Raw genomic sequence first — 18455 nt, 5'->3', positions numbered from 1 at the left:
GCCCTTGACGGCTCGGGGGCGGGAGTGAAGACTCCTTCAACAGAAAGTTGAATTCCGTTACGCGGAAGTAAACGCCGACGGACGGAATGACACGGCGGCAGAGAGGGGTCCGGGTGTCCGACGTAGAACTGGTGCTGCGCTCGACGCGCGTCATCACACCCGAGGGGACACGCGCCGCTTCGGTCGCGGTCGCCGCCGGCACGATCACGGCCGTCCTCCCGTACGACGCCGAAGCGCCCTCCGGTGCCCGGCTGGAGGACCTCGGCGACGACGTCCTGCTGCCCGGCCTGGTCGACACGCACGTGCACGTCAACGACCCCGGCCGCACCGAGTGGGAGGGCTTCTGGACCGCCACGCGCGCGGCGGCGGCCGGCGGCATCACCACCCTCGTCGACATGCCCCTCAACTCCCTCCCGCCGACCACGACGGTCGACAACCTCCGTACGAAGCAGGCGGTCGCCGCCGCCAAGGCCCACATCGACGTCGGCTTCTGGGGCGGGGCCCTGCCCGACAACGTCAAGGACCTGCGCCCGCTGCACGAGGCCGGCGTCTTCGGCTTCAAGGCGTTCCTGTCGCCGTCCGGCGTGGAGGAGTTCCCGCACCTCGACCAGGACCAACTCGCCCTGTCCCTGGCCGAGATCGCCTCCTTCGGCGGCCTGCTCATCGTGCACGCCGAGGACCCGCACCACCTGGACGCGGCACCGCACCAGGGTGGCCCGAAGTACGCCGACTTCCTGGCGTCGCGGCCACGGGACGCGGAGGACACGGCGATCGCCCAACTCATCGCCCAGGCGAGGCGGTTGGACGCGCGCGTGCATGTGCTGCACCTGTCCTCCTCCGACGCGCTGCCCCTGATCGCCGCCGCCAAGGCGGACGGCGTGCGCCTCACCGTCGAGACCTGCCCGCACTACCTCACCCTCACGGCCGAGGAAGTCCCGGACGGGGCCAGCGAGTTCAAGTGCTGCCCGCCGATCCGTGAATCGGCCAACCAGGACCTGCTGTGGCAGGCACTGGCCGACGGCACGATCGACTGCGTGGTCACCGACCACTCGCCGTCCACGGCCGACCTGAAGACCGACGACTTCGCGACCGCGTGGGGCGGTATCTCAGGGCTCCAGCTGAGCCTCGCGGCGGTGTGGACGGAGGCCCGCAAGCGGGGTCACGGTCTGGAGGACGTGGTCCGCTGGATGTCGTCAAGCACCGCCGGACTGGTGGGACTTGACCGCAAGGGCGCGATCGAGACGGGCCGCGACGCGGACTTCGCGGTCCTCGCGCCCGACGAGACCTTCACCGTGGACCCGGCGGCCCTCCAGCACCGCAACCGCGTCACGGCGTACGCGGGCAAAACCCTGCACGGCGTCGTGAAGTCCACCTGGCTGCGCGGCCAACGCATCGTCGCCGACGGTGAGTTCACCGACCCGAAGGGACAACTGCTGACCCGTACCCCCTGATTCACCGCACCCGCAGCGGCCGACTTCGAAAGGACACCAGATCATCGTGACGGCGCAGAGCCAGTCCTCCCCGGCTTCCTCGACTCACTTCACCGGCGACGCGAACCCCTACGGAGGCGGCGACCCGTACGCGGACTACCGCACCGCCGACCTCCCCTTCACCCAGTACGCCAACCTCGCCGACCGGCGCCTCGGCGCCGGTGTGATCGCCGCCAACGACGAGTTCTTCGCCCAGCGTGAGAACCTCCTGGTGCCCGGGCGGGCCGAGTTCGACCCCGAGCACTTCGGGCACAAGGGCAAGATCATGGACGGCTGGGAGACGCGCCGGCGCCGTGGCGCGTCCGCCGAGCACCCGTGGCCGACGGCCGAGGACCACGACTGGGCGCTGGTGCGCCTGGGCGCGCCCGGTGTCATCCGCGGGATCGTCGTCGACACCGCCCACTTCCGGGGCAACTACCCGCAGGCCGTGTCGGTCGAGGGCGCGTCCGTGGCGGGTTCCCCGTCGCCGGAGCAGCTGCTGTCGGACGACGTGAAGTGGACCACGCTGGTGCCGCGCACGCGGGTCGGCGGACATGCGGAGAACGGTTTCTCCGTCTCGGCCGAGCAGCGCTTCACGCACCTTCGCGTCAATCAGCACCCCGACGGCGGCATCGCCCGCCTGCGCGTCCATGGCGAGGTCGTGCCGGACCCCAACTGGCTCGCTGTCCTCGGCACGTTCGACGTCGTCGCCCTGGAGAACGGCGGCCAGGCCGAGGACGCGTCGAACCTCTTCTACTCCCCGGCGACCAACACCATCCAGCCGGGCCGCTCCCGCAAGATGGACGACGGCTGGGAGACCCGGCGCCGCCGCGACCAGGGCAACGACTGGATCCGCTACCGCCTCGCAGCCCAGTCCCAGATCCGCGCGATCGAGATCGACACGGCGTACCTCAAGGGCAACAGCGCGGGCTGGGCGTCGGTGTCGGTGCGGGACGCCGAGAGCGGCACGGAGGCCGGGGACGGCGGCTGGACGGAGATCCTCCCGCGCACCCGCCTCCAGCCCGACACCAACCACCGCTTCGTCCTCCCGACCCCCGCCATCGGCACCCACGCACGCGTGGACATCTATCCGGACGGGGGCATCTCGCGACTGCGGCTGTTCGGGTCGCTGACGGAGACGGGGGCGACGAGCCTGGCGGCACGCCATCGGGAGCTGGGCGGCTGACCGGCCCCGGTCCGAAGACGCTCACTCGGCCGTCATGCGGCGTGCCCGCCGTCCACCGCGAACTCGGCCCCCGTGACGTAGTCCGCCCCCGCCAGATACGCCACCGTGGCCGCCACCTCGTCCGCCGTCCCGAAGCGGCCGAGGGCCGTCATCCCGGCCTGGGCGGGGGCGTAGGGGCCGTCGGCCGGGTTCATGTCGGTGTCGGTGGGGCCGGGGTGGACGATGTTCGCGGTGATCCCGCGGGCGCCGAGCTCGCGGGCGAGGGCCTTGGTCAGGCCGATCAGGGCCGACTTGCTCGTCGCGTAGAGGGTGCCGCCCGGGCCGGGGACCCGCTGCGTCATGCACGTGCCGATCGTGATGATCCGGCCGCCCGCCGGCATCCGCGCGGCGGCCGCCTGCGAGGTCAGGAACACGCCCCGGACGTTCACCGCCAGCACCCGGTCCACGTCGGCGAGCGAGAGGCCCTCCAGCGGGCCGAGCACCCCCACGCCCGCGTTGTTCACCAGCACGTCGAGCCCGCCCAGCTCCTCGGCCGTACGCTCCACCGCGCCGGCCGCCTCCGCCGGATCCGCCGAGTCCGCGCGCAGGGCCACCGCCCGCCGCCCGAGCGCCTCGACCCGGCGTACGACGTCCTCGGCCGCCTCCTTGCCGTTCACGTAGGTCAGGGCCACGTCCGCGCCTGCCCGTGCGAGCCGTACCGCCGTGGCCGCGCCGATGCCCCGGCTGCCGCCGGTCACCAGGGCGACCTTGTTGTCGAGGGTTCCGTGAGTGTTGTCGAGGGTTCCGTGAGTCGTGCTCCGTGTCGTCGTCATGGGTCCATCCCAGCCGCCGCGAGCCCCGGGTACCGGCGGCGAACGGACACCGAGGTGGCACCGAGGTCGCGCGGCCGAAATCGTGTGGCCGGAACCGGACGATCGAAGCCGAATGGACGGAACCATTCGCTCCACCTCACGCGTTGTGAGGGGCGTGACTCTTCAGCAAGAGATTGTCGGCAACGCCATGCAGATGGCGGTCGTCAGCCTGCGCCCCGGTCAGACCGTGTACTGCGAGGCGGGCAAGTTCCTGTTCAAGACGACGAACGTGACCATGGAGACACGCCTCTCCGGTCCGTCGAACAGCGGCGGCGGCCAGCCCCAGGGCGCCGGCGGCGGCATGGGCGGCATGCTCCGCCAGGCCATGGGCACCGCCATGCAGGTCGGCCAGCGCGCCCTCGCGGGCGAGTCGCTGGCCTTCCAGTACTTCACCTCCCAGGGCGGCGAGGGCACGGTCGGCTTCGCGGGCGTGCTGCCCGGCGAGATGCGCGCCCTGGAGCTCAACGGCACGCGCGCGTGGTTCGCCGAGAAGGACGCGTTCGTGGCGGCCGAGTCGACCGTCGACTTCGGCATCGCCTTCCAGGGCGGCCGCACCGGCATGAGCGGCGGCGAGGGCTTCGTCCTGGAGAAGTTCACCGGGCAGGGCACGGTGATCATCGCCGGCGCGGGCAACTTCATCGACCTCAACCCGGCCGACTTCGGCGGCCGTATCGAGGTCGACACGGGCTGCGTCGTCGCCTTCGAGGAGGGCATCCAGTACGGCGTCCAGCGCGTCGGCGGCCTCAACCGCCAGGGCTTGATGAACGCCGTCTTCGGTGGCGAGGGACTGTCCCTGGCGACCCTGGAGGGCAACGGCCAGGTGATCCTGCAGTCCCTCACCATCGAGAGCCTGGCCAACGCCCTCAAGAAGGCACAGGGCGGTGACAAGCAGGGGCCGACGGGCGGCCTCTTCTCGACGCACGCCGGATAGGCCGATGAGTTGCGGGGGCCCGCGGGGTCTGAGGTGATGACAACAGACCCCGCACCAGGAAGCAGGCACCCACCATGGGCAAGCTCGTCTCCACGATCTTCGTCACCCTCGACGGCGTCTACCAGGCACCCGGCGGCCCCTCGGAGGATCCCAGGGGAGGCTTCGAGCACGGCGGGTGGAGTTTCCCGTTCGGCGACGACGACTTCGGCAGGTTCGTCACCGAGGTCTTCGAACGCCCCGGCGCCTTTCTCCTCGGCCGCCGCACCTACGACATCTTCGCCTCGCACTGGCCGAGGGTGACCGACCCCGAGGACCCGATCGCGGCCAAACTCAACGCCCTGCCGAAGTACGTCCCCTCATCCACCCTGACGGACCCCGCCTGGTCCGGCACCACCGTCCTCGACGGCGACCTCGCCAAGGAGGTCACGGCCCTCAAGGAACGCACCGACGGCGAGGTCCAGATCCACGGCAGCGGCGCCCTCGTCCAGTCCCTCCTCGCTCTCGACCTGGTCGACACCCTCCACCTGCTGACCTTCCCGGTCGTCCTCGGCTCCGGCTTCCGCCTCTTCGCGGAGGGCGCGGTGCCGACGACGTTCACGCACGCGGGCGGCAGTGTCACCTCGACCGGCGTCTCGATCCAGTCGTACGACCTGGCGGGCCGGCCGGAGTACGGGTCGTACGAGCTGCCGGAAAACGCCTGACGTCGGTCCGGGGCGCTGCCCTCCGGGGTGTCGGTGTGGGGACCTTGTGCGCACCCCCGGCGGCACGTTAACTCGCGGAAAACTCATCGGACTTGATGGGAAAATCTCCGGAGTTGTCATTGACATGCCACTGTCTACGCGCGTCATCATGGGGGGCATGAGATTCCCCCCACGAATCACCCGCATCGGTGCCGCTGCCGCCGTCCTGTCCGCGCTTCTGGTCGGCGGCACCGTCTCCGTCACCACGGCGGACGCCGCCGCGACCTCGGTCGGCAGCATCTGCTACAGCGGCCTGCCCTCCCAGGCGTACGACACGCTGGACCTGATCGACGCGGGCGGCCCCTTCCCGTACTCGCAGGACGGCACGGTCTTCCGCAACCAGGAGGGCGTGCTGCCCACCCAGTCCTCCGGCTACTACCACGAGTACACGGTCAAGACGCCGGGCTCGTCCACACGCGGCGCCAAGCGCATCGTCACCGGCCAGCGGACCCAGGAGGACTACTACACCGCTGACCACTACGTCACCTTCCGCCTGATCAACTTCGGCTGCTGAGCGACTTCCCCCGCTCGGCCGCCGTCGAGGAACAGCGCGACCCGTCAGGGGCCCGGTCCGCGGTCAGCCGGACTTCAGACTCTCCGCGGCGGCGAACAGCGCGATCGCCAGCACCACCAGCGCGACGCTCGCGTAGACCCCGTAGCCGTCGAGGAAACCGAGCTTCTGTACGAGGCCCACGTGCCAGCGGGTGAACTCGTGCAGCAGGCCCAGCACACCCTGTACCAGCGCGAGAAGACCGAGTAGTTCCAGCAGCTGTTTCATGGCACCACCCTCGCCCCGCGGTCCCCCCACCCACATCGGCCGCGGGGCGAGGCATGCCCGCCGCAGGATGGTCCTTGACGCCCCTCGGCGCGCCGAAAGTCCATGGCGGCGAGACTTTGGTCGCCGATCCCGTACGGAAGGCGGTGGCCCGGCCCCGCCGCGCATAGATTTGTCGACCGTGAGCTCAGACAAGCCGGCCCCGACACCGCAGACGATCACCGGCCGCCGATGGCTGTTCCCGTCCGCGGTGCTCCACGACCTCGATCCGGACGCCACGGCGGCAGGACGCCGTCCACGGCGCACCGCACGCGACTGGGTGGTCGACTTCAGCGCCTTCCTGCTGGCCGCCCTGATCGGCATCGCGGGCGCGCAGAGCGTGGCCGACGACCCGAACCTCTCGCCCGGCCTCGTCGTCGTCGACCAGCTGTTCGGCGCGCTCGCCTGCGCCGCCGTCTGGGGGCGCAGGCGCTGGCCGGTCGGCTTCGCCGTCGCCATGATCCCCGTGGGTCTGCTGTCCAACTCCGCGGGCGGCGCCGCCATGGTCGCGCTGTTCACCGTCGCCGTGCACCGGCCGTTCCGCTACGTGGCCTGGATCGGCGGCATCAGCCTCGTCCTGATCCCGTTCTTCTTCTGGCTGCGCCCCGACCCCGACCTGCCCTACGCGGGCATCGTCGCGTTCACGACCCTGTTCACGGTCACGGTCATCGGCTGGGGCATGTTCGTACGGTCGAAGCGGCAGCTGATGCTCAGCCTGCGCGACCGCGCCCAGCGCGCCGAGACCGAGGCACGGCTGCGCGCGGAACAGGCGCAACGCCTTGCGCGCGAGGCCATCGCCCGGGAGATGCACGACGTGCTCGCCCACCGGCTGACGCTGCTGAGCGTGCATGCGGGTGCCCTGGAGTTCCGCCCGGACGCGCCCCGCGAGGAGATCGCGCGGGCGGCCGGTGTCATCCGGGAGAGCGCCCACGAGGCGCTGCAGGACCTGCGGGAGATCATCGGCGTACTGCGCGCGGGCGAGAACGAGGAGAGCGGCCGGCCCCAGCCGACGCTCGCCGCGATCTCCGCGCTGGTCGCCGAGTCGTGCGAGGCCGGCATGAAGGTCGTCCTCGACAACCGCGTCGGCGACCCCTCCGCCGTCCCCGCCTCCGTCGGCCGCACCGCGTACCGCATCGCCCAGGAGGGCCTGACCAACGCCCGCAAGCACGCGCCCGGCACGGAGGTCACGGTCTGCGTCACCGGCGCTCCAGGGGAGGGGCTCACGGTGACCGTGCACAACCCCGCCCCCGAGGGCGACGTACCGGCCGTCCCCGGCTCGGGACAGGGCCTGATCGGCCTCACCGAGCGGGCGACGCTGGCCGGCGGACGGCTGGAGCACGAGACCGGGGCGGACGGGGGGTTCCGGGTGCGGGCCTGGCTGCCGTGGGGGTGAGGGCGGTCCCGGAGAGGAGCCCGGGGCACCGGCCGCCTTCTCGCCGAGCCGACTCCCGCCTTCGACCCCGTAACCACCCGCCGGCCCCGCGGCCAATTCCCGAACCTGCCTCCACCCCGCGTTACTTTCCAGACTTGCCTCCACCCCGAGTCCACTTTCCAAACCCGCCTCCACGCGCGCGTGTTGACCGGAGAGCGGTCCTGTCCACACCCGTGCCGTGCGCCCGGCGCAACCGTGATTACGTAGGCCCATGACTGCGATCAGACTGCTCCTCGTCGACGACGATCCGCTGGTGCGGGCGGGCCTGTCCCTGATGCTGGGCGGCGCGGACGACATAGAGGTCGTCGGCGAGGCCGCGGACGGCGGCGAGGTCGAGGCCCTCGTCGACCGCACCCGGCCGGACGTCGTCCTCATGGACATCCGGATGCCGACGGTGGACGGGCTCACGGCCACGGAGCGGTTGCGCACCCGCAAGGACGCGCCCCAGGTCATCGTCCTCACCACCTTCCACGGCGACGAACAGGTACTGCGCGCCCTGCGCGCGGGCGCCGCCGGATTCGTCCTCAAGGACACGCCGCCCAAGGAGATCGTCGAGGCGGTGCGGCGGGTCGCGGCCGGCGACCCCGTCCTGTCGCCCGCGGTCACCCGCCGGTTGATGGAGCACGCGATGGGGAACGCCGCCGACACCCGGCGCGCACGCGCGCGCGAGCGGATCGCCGCGCTCAACGACCGCGAACGCGAGGTCGCCGTCACGGTCGGCCGGGGTCTGTCCAACGCCGAGATCGCCGCCCAGCTCTTCATGAGCGTCGCCACCGTCAAGACCCACGTCTCCCGCATCCTCGCCAAGCTGGACCTCAACAACCGCGTACAGGTCGCGTTGCTCGTGTACGACGCGGGGCTGCTGGAGGAACCGGGAGAGGGCGGCAACTAGCGGACGGGAACGGGGATTGGGGCACTCGCGGCGGCCGCCGGACGTTGTCCGGGTGGAAGGACGGGGGAGTCCATGGTGGAAGTGATCGACCTGGGGGAGTTCGGGGACGGGTTCCGCAGTGACCCGCATCCCGTGTACGCGCGACTGCGCGAGCGCGGACCGGTGCACCGGGTGCGGCTGCCCCCGCCCGACGAGCACCACGAGACCTGGCTGGTCGTCGGGCACGAGGAGGCGCGCGCGGCGCTCGCCGACCCGCGGCTCGCCAAGGACGCCACCAAGATCGGGGTGCGGTTCCTCGACGACGAGCTGATCGGGAAGAACCTGCTGACCACCGACCCGCCCCAGCACACGCGTCTGCGCGCGCTGGTCTCACGGGCCTTCACCATGCGCCGGGTCGAGCAACTGCGGCCCAGGATCCAGCAGATCACCGACGAACTCCTCGACGCGATGCTGCCGCTGGGCCGGGCCGACCTGGTGGACTCCTTCGCGTACCCGCTGCCGATCACCGTGATCTGCGAGCTGCTCGGCGTGCCCGAGATGGACCGCACGGAGTTCCGGAAGATCTCCAACGAGGCGGTCGTGCCGACCGACGCGGACAGCGGCTACACCGCGTTCACCCGGCTCGCCGACTACCTCACCGAGCTCATCGAGGACAAGCGCTGCGCCGGGCCGAGCGACGACCTGCTCAGCGACCTCATCCGCACCACCGCCGAGGACGGCGACCGGCTCTCCCCGGGCGAACTGCGCGGCATGGCCTTCGTGTTGCTCATCGCGGGCCACGAGACGACGGTCAACCTGATCACCAACGCCGTCCACGCCCTGCTCACCCACCCGGACCAACTCGCCGCTCTGCGGGCCGACATGAGCCTCGTCGACGGCACGGTCGAGGAGACCCTGCGCTACGAGGGACCGGTGGAGAACGCGACGTTCCGTTTCGCCGAGGAGTCCTTCGACATGGGCGGCACGCACATCGAGAAGGGCGACGCGGTGATGGTCGGCCTCACCGCGGCCGACCGCGACGGACTGCGGTACCCCGCCCCCGACCGCTTCGACATCCGGCGCGACACCCGCGGCCATGTGGCTTTCGGCCACGGCATCCACTTCTGCCTGGGCGCTCCCCTGGCCCGCCTGGAAGGCCGTACGGCGATACGGACCCTGCTGGAGCGGGCCCCGGGCCTCACTCTCGACGGCCCGCCCGGCGACTGGCTGTCGGGAATGCTGATGCGAGGGGTACGGAGCCTGCAGGTGCGCTGGTAGGACTGCCCGGTGCGGGGGCGGGTGCGGGTGCGGGTGCGGGTGCGACCGGTCTGCGGGTGCGGGGTGCCTGGATGCCGGCCCGGCCCCGCTGCGAACTACCGGTACGCCGACTCGGTCCAGCCGGGGATCTCCGCCAGGGCGACCGGTCTGCGGTCGCGTCTGGACACCTCGCAGGCCTCGGCGATGCGCAGCGCCTGCAGGGCCTCCCGCCCGTCACAGGGGTTCGCCCGGCGGCCGAGGACGACCTCGACGAACGCAGACAGTTCCGCCTCGTAGGCGGGTCCGAAGCGCTCAAGGAAGCCGGCCCACGGCTTGTCCGCGGCCGGCGGCCCGGTCGGTTCGGTGGAGGCGATCGGCGTGCGGTCGTCCAGGCCGACGACGATCTGGTCGAGTTCCCCGGCCAGTTCCATGCGGACGTCGTACCCCGCGCCGTTGAGCCGGGTCGCGGTGGCCGTGGCGAGGGTGCCGTCGTCGAGCCGCAGCAGCGCGGCGCCCGTGTCGACGTCGCCCGCCTCGCGGAACATCGAGGGACCGGCGTCGGACCCGGCAGCGTAGACGTCGACGACCTCGTGGCCGGTCACCCAGCGCAGGACGTCGAAGTCGTGGATCAGGGTGTCCCGGTACAGCCCGCCGGACAGCGGCAGCCAGGAAGCGGCGGGCGGGGCCTGGTCGCTGGTGAGCGCCCGGACGGTGTGCAGCCGCCCGAGCCGTCCCGAGCGCACGGCCTCCCGCGCGCCCGTGTAGCCCGCGTCGAAGCGGCGCTGGAAGCCCATCTGCAGAATCGTCCCGGCGGTCTCGACCTCGGCGATCGCGCTTAAGGTGCCGGGCAGATCGAGCGCGATGGGCTTCTCGCAGAACACGGGCAGGCCCGAGCGCGCCGCACGGCCGATCAGTTCGGCGTGCGCCGAGGTCGCCGTCGTGATCACCACGGCGTCCACGCCCCACCGGAAGATCTCGTCCACCCCCGGCGCCGCGGTCTCCCCGAGGCGGAAGGCGAGTTCCTGGGCCCGTGCCGGATCCACGTCCGTGAGGATCAAGGAACCGACCTCGCGATGACGGCTGAGCGTGTTCGCGTGGATGGTGCCGATGCGGCCCGTACCGATGACCCCGATGCGCATGGAACAAAACATGGGGGTCAGGACCGTACGCTGTCAATGCGTATGTCCGGACAATCGAACTACACAACTTCCCGTCAACAACTCACGGAGCTACGCTCGGCCCGTGCCGAAACCAGAAGTGGACCCCACTGTGTCGCTCGACCTCAGCGTGGACCGGAGTTCCCCGGTGCCGTTGTACTTCCAGCTGTCGCAACAGCTGGAGGCCGCGATCGAACACGGAGCGCTCACCCCCGGCAGCCTGCTGGGCAACGAGATCGAGCTGGCCGGCCGGCTGGGTCTGTCCCGGCCCACCGTCCGCCAGGCCATCCAGTCGCTCGTCGACAAGGGTCTGCTGGTGCGCCGCCGAGGCGTCGGTACGCAGGTCGTGCACAGCCAGGTCAAGCGACCGCTGGAACTCAGCAGCCTCTACGACGACCTGGAGGCGGCAGGGCAGCGCCCGGCCACGAAAGTACTGGTCAACGCCATCGTTCCGGCGACCGCCGAGATCGCCGCGGCCCTGGGCGTCGCCGAGGACAGTGACGTGCACCGGGTGGAACGGCTGCGCCTCGCGCACGGCGAGCCGATGGCGTACCTCTGCAACTTCATCCCGCCCGGCCTGCTCGACCTGAACACCGACCAGCTGGAGGCCACCGGTCTCTACCGCATGATGCGCGCCGTCGGCATCACCCTGCACAGCGCCCGCCAGACCATCGGCGCCCGAGCCGCCACCGCCGCGGAGGCCGACCGCCTGGCCGAGCCGGAGGGCGCCCCCCTCCTCACCATGCAACGCGTCACCTTCGACGACACGGGCCGGGCGGTCGAATTCGGCACGCACACGTACCGCCCGACGCGCTATTCGTTCGAGTTCCAGCTGCTCGTACGGTCTTGAAGTCGCCCATTGCCCTACGGTTAGTTCTAATGTCAGTACATTTAGGGGCCGTCGGCTGTATGCCGAGAAGGGACGCGGGGAACTGCGCGACAAGCCACAACGAACCGGCACTCGGCACACCTCGCGCACCCCCCATCGCTCCCCCGTTCGGCACTCAGCGTGAGCATGCGGCAGAATCATGCGTTGATGAGCACCTACGGCAACTTCACCGCCCCCATAGGCTCCCGCCGCGCGCCGGCGCTGCGCACGGTCGGGACAAGGGAACGCCGGTCACACCTGACCGCTCCCCGCGTCCCCACCGTCGGCATCGACATCGGCGGCACCAAGGTGATGGCCGGCGTCGTGGACGCCGACGGCAACATCTTGGAGAAGCTCCGCGCGGAGACGCCGGACAAGTCCAAGAGCCCCAAGGTCGTCGAGGACACCATCGTCGAACTGGTCCTGGACCTGTCCGACCGTCACGACGTGCACGCGGTGGGCATCGGCGCGGCCGGCTGGGTCGACGCCGACCGCAACCGCATCCTGTTCGCGCCCCACCTCTCGTGGCGCAACGAGCCGCTGCGCGACCGTCTCGCCGGCCGCCTCGCCGTGCCCGTCCTGGTCGACAACGACGCCAACTCCGCCGCCTGGGCCGAGTGGCGCTTCGGAGCGGGCCGCGGCGAGGACCACCTGGTCATGATCACGCTGGGTACCGGTATCGGCGGCGCCATACTGGAGGACGGCCAGGTCAAGCGCGGCAAGTACGGCGTCGCGGGCGAGTTCGGCCATATGCAGGTCGTGCCCGGCGGCCACCGCTGCCCGTGCGGCAACCGCGGCTGCTGGGAGCAGTACAGCTCCGGCAACGCGCTGGTCCGCGAGGCCAAGGAGCTGGCCGCCGCCGACTCCCCGGTCGCCTACGGGATCATCGAGCACGTCAAGGGCAACATCGACGACATCACCGGCCCGATGATCACCGAGCTGGCCCGCGAGGGCGACGCGATGTGCATCGAACTGCTCCAGGACATCGGGCAGTGGCTCGGCGTCGGAATCGCCAACCTGGCCGCCGCCCTGGACCCCTCCTGCTTCGTCATCGGTGGTGGCGTCAGCGCGGCCGACGACCTGCTGATCGGCCCCGCGCGGGACGCGTTCAAGCGCCAGCTCACCGGCCGCGGCTACCGCCCCGAGGCGCGCATCGCCCGTGCCCAGCTGGGCCCCGAGGCAGGCATGGTCGGCGCCGCCGACCTCGCCCGCCTGGTCGCCCGCCGCTTCCGCCGCGCCAACCGCCGCCGGGTCGAGCGGCACGAGCGCTACGAGCGCTACGTCCAGGCCCGCCGTTCGACCAGGGACACCGCGTGACCGCATCGCTGCCGCGGCAGGCGGCACCCCCCGACGAACCGCCCGGACCGCCGGAGGACCCCCGCCACAAGTTCCGTCGGCGGGCCCTCACCCTGCTCATCATCGTGCTACTGATCGGCGTCCCGGCCGGCTACCTGGTGATCTCCGCCGACCAGAGCAGGCAGAGCGGCAAGGACAAGGAGGCCAAGTACTCCGCGACCGGCCTCACCGAGGGCTGGCCCTCGAAGGTCCAGCGCCGCCTGTACGAGGTACCGATCCCGCACCCGTCCAACCAGGTCGCCTACTACGAGACGAACAACTGGAAGACCAGCCGTCTCTACGCCCAGTTCCAGACCACGAACGCGGGCCTGGACGCCTTCCTCACGGAGATGGGCGTCACCCGCGCCGACCTGAAGAAGGGCGACGTCACCATCGGCGCCCGCGACCGGAAGATCACCGGCTGGAAGTTCTCGGGCCCCGGCTCCCGCGGCGGCGACTACTTCGGGCTCGTCCACCGGCAGAAGAACCCGAAGCCGACGCAGGACGTGGTCGTGAACACGTACAACGCGATCTACCCGATGGTGTACGTCGTCTCCCGCGCGGTGCCGTAGGAGCCGGGCCCCGGCCGGTCGCCGGGGCCGATTGTCAGAGGCCGCCCGTAGAGTCGAAGACGTCTGATCCGACACACGGGCGGGAGGTGACAGGTCGTATGAGCGACACGGCTGCGGTGGCCGAGCGGACGGGGGAGGAGATCCCCCTCCGGTTGGCGGCCGTCTTCCTGCCCGCGCCCCTGCCGCGCGACGGACGGGTCGCCTTCTGGGACCCGGAGGGCGCCGAGCTGCCGGCCCCCGCGGACACCGAACTCACGGTCGTGCGACCGCACGGCGCGAGCGTACGGCGCAGGACCGCACCCGCCCTCACCCTCCCGGTCGGCGAGGCCCTGCCCCTCCTCGTCCGGGCCCGGCGCGACCCGGCCGCCCACCCCGCCACCGCCTGCTGGGGCGCGGCCACCCTGCACGCGCTGCGGCTCACCGCGCGCGGCCGACTGCTGCCCGGACTGACGGCCACCGGTCATGACGCCTGGCGGGCAGGGCCCCTGGACCAGGCCGACATCGCGCACCTCAGGGCGGTCGCCGCGGCCCTGCCCTACGAGGGTCACGCGGTCCCGTTGCCCGGGGCCGGTCCGCTCCGGCTGCCCGAGCCCGAGGCGCTGATGCGCTCCTTCCTGGACGCGGTCGCGGACACCCTGCCCCGCACCCCCGCCGCGCCGTACGTCTCCGGCCGGCCCTTCGCGGACCGCCGCCCGCAGCGCCTGCCCGACGCGCAGGACTGGGCCGCCGAGGTCGCCGCCGGCATGGACGCGGGCGTGCGCGTCTCGCTCCGCCTGGACCTGTCGGCGTACGAGCTGTTCGACGGGGGCGAGCGGGTGCGTACCGCGGGCGCGGCGATCGTCCAGGTGCACAGCCTCGCCGACCCCACCCTCGTCGTCGACGCGGCGGCGCTGTGGGCAGGGGAGGCGGACGCGGCGTTCGGGCCACGCGCGCGGGTGGACGCGGCCCTCGCCGTGCGGCGCGCGGCGCGCATCTGGCCGCCGCTCGACCGGCTCGCCGAGCAGGACGTGCCGGACGTACTGGCCCTGTCCGACGAGGAGCTGGGTGACCTGCTGGGCGTGGCGGCGACCCGGCTCGCGGCGGCCGGGGTCGCGGTGCACTGGCCGCGGGACCTGGCGCAGGACCTCTCGGCGGCCGCGGTGGTCCGGTCGGCGCCCGGCTCGGCGACCGACGGCACGGGCTTCTTCGAGAGCGAGGAACTCCTCCAGTTCCGCTGGCAGTTGGCCCTCGGCGGTGATCCGCTCAGCGAGGCCGAGATGGACGCGCTGGCCGAGGCGCACCGCCCGGTCGTGCGGCTGCGGGACCAATGGGTGCTCGTCGATCCGGCCCTGGTCCGCAAGGCCCGCAAGCGCGAACTGGGCCTGCTCGACCCGGTCGACGCCCTCTCCGTCGCGCTCACCGGCAGCGCCGAGGTGGACGGCGAGACCGTCGAGGCGGTGCCGGTCGGCGCCCTGGCCGCCCTGCGCGACCGCCTGACGACCGGAGTGCGGCCGGCCGAGCCCCCGCCGGGACTCGACGCGCGGCTGCGGGACTACCAACTCCGGGGCCTGGCCTGGCTCGACCTCATGACCACCCTGGGTCTCGGCGGCTGCCTCGCCGACGACATGGGCCTCGGCAAGACGATCACCCTCATCGCCCTGCACCTCAAACGCGCGCGCAGCGAGCCGACGTTGGTGATCTGCCCGGCCTCCCTGCTGGGCAACTGGCAGCGGGAGATCACCCGTTTCGCCCCCGGCGTCCCCGTCCGCCGCTTCCACGGCCCGGACCGCTCACTGGACGAGGTGACCGGCGGCTTCGTCCTGACGACGTACGGCACCATGCGGACGGCGGCACCGCGCCTGGCCGAGCAGCGCTGGGGCATGGTCGTCGCGGACGAGGCGCAGCACGTCAAGAATCCCTACTCGGCGACGGCGAAGGCCCTGCGCACGATCCCGTCCCCCGCGCGCGTGGCCCTCACCGGCACACCGGTGGAGAACAACCTCTCCGAGCTGTGGGCCCTCCTCGACTGGACGACCCCGGGGCTCCTTGGCCCCCTGAAGTCCTTCCGCGCCCGGCACGCGCGCGCGGTGGAGAACGGCGAGGACCAGGAGGCGGTGACCCGCCTTGCCCGTCTCGTCCGTCCGTTCCTCCTGCGCCGCAAGAAGTCCGACCCCGGCATCGTCCCCGAACTGCCGCCCAAGACGGAGACGGACCACCCGGTGCCCCTCACCCGCGAACAGGCGGCCCTGTACGAGGCGGTGGTGCGGGAGTCCATGCTGGCCATCGAGACCACCGAGGGCATCGCGCGCCGCGGCCTGGTGCTGAAGCTCCTGGGCGCGCTGAAGCAGATCTGCGACCACCCCGCGCTGTACCTGAAGGAGGAGGCGCGCGTCGACGGACTGCTCGCCCGCTCCGGCAAACTGGCCCTGCTCGACGAGCTGTTGGACACCGTGCTCTCCGAGGACGGCTCGGCGATCGTCTTCACGCAGTACGTCGGGATGGCCCGCCTGATCACCTCCCACCTGGGCGCCCGCGCGGTCCCGGTGGAACTCCTCCACGGCGGCACGCCGGTGCTGGAGCGCGAACGCATGGTGGACCGCTTCCAGGAGGGAGCGACACCGGTCCTCGTCCTGTCCCTGAAGGCCGCGGGCACCGGCCTGAACCTCACCCGCGCGGGCCACGTCGTCCACTTCGACCGCTGGTGGAACCCGGCGGTGGAGGAGCAGGCCACCGACCGCGCCTACCGCATCGGCCAGACCCAGCCCGTCCAGGTGCACCGCCTCATCACCGAGGGCACGGTCGAGGACCGCATCGCCGAGATGCTGGAGGCCAAGCGCGCCCTGGCCGACGCGATCCTCGGCTCCGGCGAGTCGGCCCTGACGGAACTGACCGACCGCGAGCTGTCCGACCTGGTGTCCCTGCGGAGGCCGTCATGACCCCCAGCCCCGCCGACAAGGTGCGGCGCGCGCTGCGGACGGCACGCGAGGAGCGCGAAGCACAGGAGGAGCGGGAAACGCGGGAGGCGGTCCCCTCCGAGGACGCTCGGCCGCAGCCCGGTGCGGAGCCGGAACCGGACGCCGCTGAGCCCGCTCCGGACGCCGAGGCGGCACGGCCCGGCGCCGCCGCGCGGGAGGCACTGCGGCAGGCGGTCTCCGCCAAGCGCGGCCTGGGGGAAGGCGACCCAGAGGCAGTAGCGGACGCCTCGTCCGACGGCCCCGCCCCGAATACGCGTCCGGATACGCGTCCGGATACGAGTCCGGATGCGCGCCCGGCCGATGCCGTGCGCGAGGCACTGCGGGCCGCTCGGAGCGAGGCACGGCAGGCTCGGACGGCGGCCGAGCAGGCGGGAGTTGAGGGCGGACGCCGGCACCGCTACCCCGCTCCTTCGTCCACGAGCCGCCGGTCCACCGGCGTACAGGCGCGTGACGTACGAGAGTTGCTCGCCGGGGCCTTCCGTATGCCCGATGACGAGACGGAGTACGACGACGCGGAGCCGGAGCACGACGCCAACGAGCGGACGGAAAAGGAGAGTTCGGAACCCCGGCGGGACGCTGACCGTGCCGCCTCTGCCTCTGCCTCTGCCTCTGCCTCTGCTTCCGCTTCCGTCTCTGCCTCCGCATCTGTGTCCCCGCCCGACACGCTCGCCCCCGACACCACCGCACCCCTTCTCCTCCGCTCGATGGCCGCCCCCACCCGCGACGGAGATCTGCGCCGCACCTTCCCGGCCCTCCCGAACCGTGCCGAGACCAAAGCCGATGCCGAGGCCCACACCGGCGCCGGCTTCGCGGAGACGTGGTGGGGCAACGCGTGGGTCACGGCGTTGGAAGAAGGCGCGCTGGACGTCAAACGGCTGGTGCGCGGGCGGGGTTACGCCGCGCAGGGGCATGTGGACGCCATCACGGTCACGCTCGGGCTCGTCCTCGCGTACGTGCAGGGCAGCCGGCCGCGCCCGTACCGTGTACAGGTGCGGCTGCGCACGCTGTCCGACCAGGACTGGGAGCGGTTCCTGGACGCCGCCGCCGAGCGCCCCGGGCACATCGCCGCGCTGCTGGACAAGGAGTTGCCGCACTCGCTCGCCGACTGCGGGGTGCCGCTGCTGCCCGAGGCGGGCGATCTCGAACCGCACTGCAGCTGCCCCGACCGGGGTCACCCCTGCAAGCACGCGGCCGCCCTCTGCTACCAGACGGCCCGGTTGCTCGACGCCGACCCCTTCGTACTGCTTCTGCTGCGCGGGCGCGGCGAACGCGAGCTGCTCGACGCGCTCTCCCGGCTGAGCGCCACCCGGGCGGCCCGCGCCGCGCGGGAGCAGGAACCCGCGCCCGTGCCCGGCGTACGCGCCAGTGAGGCCATCGCGCGCCGCGAACTCCCGCGCCTGCCGCACCCGTTGCCCGCGCCGGCGCATCCCGAACAGCCCCCGGTCTATCCGGCGGCCCCGGGCGGCCCGGACCCCTTCGCGCTGGACCAGTTGGCGACCGACGCGGCGGCGCGTGCCCACGCCCTGCTCAGTACCGGCCGTGATCCGGTGGCGGAGCTGACGCTGTGGCAGGACGCGGTCCGGCTCGCCGCCGCCCGTCCCGGCTCCGGCCTCACCGCGGGCACCCGCGCGCTCTACGCCTCCCTCGCCAAGGCCGCCGACCGGACCCCGGCCGACCTGGCGCGAGCGGTCGCCGCCTGGCGGCAGGGCGGGCTGGAAGGACTCGCCGTCCTCGAAGAACCCTGGGACCCGCCGGCCGGCCGCTTCGACCGGGCCCGCCCCCTCCTCCTCGCCGCCGACCTCCCCGCGTTCCGCCCGTGGCACAACCACCTCACCCACCCCCGCGGCCACGTCCAGCTCCGCCTGGGCCGCGACGGCCTCTGGTACGCCTATGAGTCCGAACCCGGCGACGACGACTGGTGGCCCCGAGGCACCCCGGACCTGGACCCGGTGGGCGCTCTGACGGGCCTGGGCTCACCGAACGACCTCTGAGCGCGGCGGCAGCCTCCCGTGAAGGCG

Annotated in this window: 16 protein-coding genes; 13 read left to right on the top strand and 3 right to left on the bottom strand. The window is 72.2% G+C overall.

Annotation, left to right across the window (positions count from 1 at the left end; translation table 11 throughout):
• Positions 1-113: 113 nt before the first annotated feature.
• Together allB and alc are read left to right on the top strand one after the other, a co-directional pair.
• Entirely contained in the window at positions 114-1451 is a 1338-nt protein-coding gene (gene allB, locus ACIQI8_RS06960; RefSeq protein ID WP_402345669.1) for an allantoinase AllB, read from the top strand.
• 46 nt (positions 1452-1497) lie between these two features.
• Positions 1498-2655, top strand: coding sequence for an allantoicase (gene alc / locus ACIQI8_RS06955; RefSeq protein WP_402345668.1), 1158 nt, complete (start codon positions 1498-1500; stop codon positions 2653-2655).
• Positions 2656-2687: 32 nt separating this feature from the next.
• Here the strand turns inward: alc and ACIQI8_RS06950 are convergent, their stop codons facing one another.
• Positions 2688-3467 (bottom strand): 3-oxoacyl-ACP reductase family protein, encoded by a 780-nt coding sequence (locus tag ACIQI8_RS06950; RefSeq protein ID WP_402345666.1) that lies wholly within the window; start codon positions 3465-3467, stop codon positions 2688-2690.
• A gap of 154 nt (positions 3468-3621) precedes the next feature.
• Between ACIQI8_RS06950 and ACIQI8_RS06945 the strand changes: the two genes are divergently transcribed.
• The 3 genes from ACIQI8_RS06945 (at position 3622) to ACIQI8_RS06935 (ending at position 5691) form a co-directional block, all read left to right on the top strand.
• A complete protein-coding gene (locus ACIQI8_RS06945) occupies positions 3622-4437 on the top strand; it encodes an AIM24 family protein (protein WP_402345664.1) in 816 nt (271 codons plus the stop codon).
• A gap of 74 nt (positions 4438-4511) precedes the next feature.
• A complete protein-coding gene (locus ACIQI8_RS06940) occupies positions 4512-5138 on the top strand; it encodes a dihydrofolate reductase family protein (protein ID WP_402345662.1) in 627 nt (208 codons plus the stop codon).
• 157 nt (positions 5139-5295) lie between these two features.
• Positions 5296-5691, top strand: coding sequence for a ribonuclease domain-containing protein (locus ACIQI8_RS06935; protein WP_402345660.1), 396 nt, complete (start codon positions 5296-5298; stop codon positions 5689-5691).
• A gap of 63 nt (positions 5692-5754) precedes the next feature.
• On the opposite strand, the gene ACIQI8_RS06930 is transcribed toward ACIQI8_RS06935, so the two are convergent.
• On the bottom strand, positions 5755-5955 hold the full coding sequence (locus ACIQI8_RS06930; RefSeq protein WP_402345658.1) for a hypothetical protein: 201 nt from the start codon (positions 5953-5955) through the stop codon (positions 5755-5757).
• Positions 5956-6124: 169 nt separating this feature from the next.
• Here ACIQI8_RS06930 and ACIQI8_RS06925 point away from each other — a divergent pair, with 169 nt between their 5' ends.
• From ACIQI8_RS06925 to ACIQI8_RS06915, 3 genes are all read left to right on the top strand, one after another.
• Positions 6125-7384 (top strand): sensor histidine kinase, encoded by a 1260-nt coding sequence (locus tag ACIQI8_RS06925; protein ID WP_402345656.1) that lies wholly within the window; start codon positions 6125-6127, stop codon positions 7382-7384.
• A 250-nt stretch (positions 7385-7634) separates the two neighbouring features.
• A complete protein-coding gene (locus ACIQI8_RS06920; RefSeq protein WP_402345654.1) occupies positions 7635-8315 on the top strand; it encodes a response regulator in 681 nt (226 codons plus the stop codon).
• A 72-nt stretch (positions 8316-8387) separates the two neighbouring features.
• The gene (locus ACIQI8_RS06915) at positions 8388-9572 is read left to right on the top strand and encodes a cytochrome P450 (RefSeq protein WP_402345652.1); all 1185 of its coding nucleotides are present in this window, start codon (positions 8388-8390) and stop codon (positions 9570-9572) included.
• 95 nt (positions 9573-9667) lie between these two features.
• On the opposite strand, the gene ACIQI8_RS06910 is transcribed toward ACIQI8_RS06915, so the two are convergent.
• Complete coding sequence (locus ACIQI8_RS06910; RefSeq protein ID WP_402345650.1) at positions 9668-10690, bottom strand: Gfo/Idh/MocA family oxidoreductase; 1023 nt, start codon at positions 10688-10690, stop codon at positions 9668-9670.
• Between the two features lie 130 nt (positions 10691-10820).
• Between ACIQI8_RS06910 and ACIQI8_RS06905 the strand changes: the two genes are divergently transcribed.
• From ACIQI8_RS06905 to ACIQI8_RS06885, 5 genes are all read left to right on the top strand, one after another.
• Entirely contained in the window at positions 10821-11558 is a 738-nt protein-coding gene (locus ACIQI8_RS06905; RefSeq protein WP_124002276.1) for a GntR family transcriptional regulator, read from the top strand.
• A gap of 186 nt (positions 11559-11744) precedes the next feature.
• Entirely contained in the window at positions 11745-12893 is a 1149-nt protein-coding gene (locus ACIQI8_RS06900; protein WP_124001679.1) for an ROK family glucokinase, read from the top strand.
• A complete protein-coding gene (locus tag ACIQI8_RS06895) occupies positions 12890-13483 on the top strand; it encodes a sugar kinase (protein ID WP_402345649.1) in 594 nt (197 codons plus the stop codon). The genes ACIQI8_RS06900 and ACIQI8_RS06895 overlap by 4 nt, the downstream gene beginning before the upstream one ends.
• A 98-nt stretch (positions 13484-13581) precedes the next feature.
• On the top strand, positions 13582-16398 hold the full coding sequence (locus tag ACIQI8_RS06890) for an SNF2-related protein (protein WP_402345647.1): 2817 nt from the start codon (positions 13582-13584) through the stop codon (positions 16396-16398).
• Complete coding sequence (locus ACIQI8_RS06885) at positions 16395-18428, top strand: SWIM zinc finger family protein (RefSeq protein ID WP_402345645.1); 2034 nt, start codon at positions 16395-16397, stop codon at positions 18426-18428. Before ACIQI8_RS06890 ends, ACIQI8_RS06885 begins: the two co-directional genes overlap by 4 nt.
• Positions 18429-18455 lie beyond the last annotated feature (27 nt).

This window comes from Streptomyces sp. NPDC092369, assembly GCF_044755245.1.
Taxonomy (GTDB): domain Bacteria; phylum Actinomycetota; class Actinomycetes; order Streptomycetales; family Streptomycetaceae; genus Streptomyces.
This window is presented reverse-complemented; position numbering and strand designations above follow the sequence as displayed.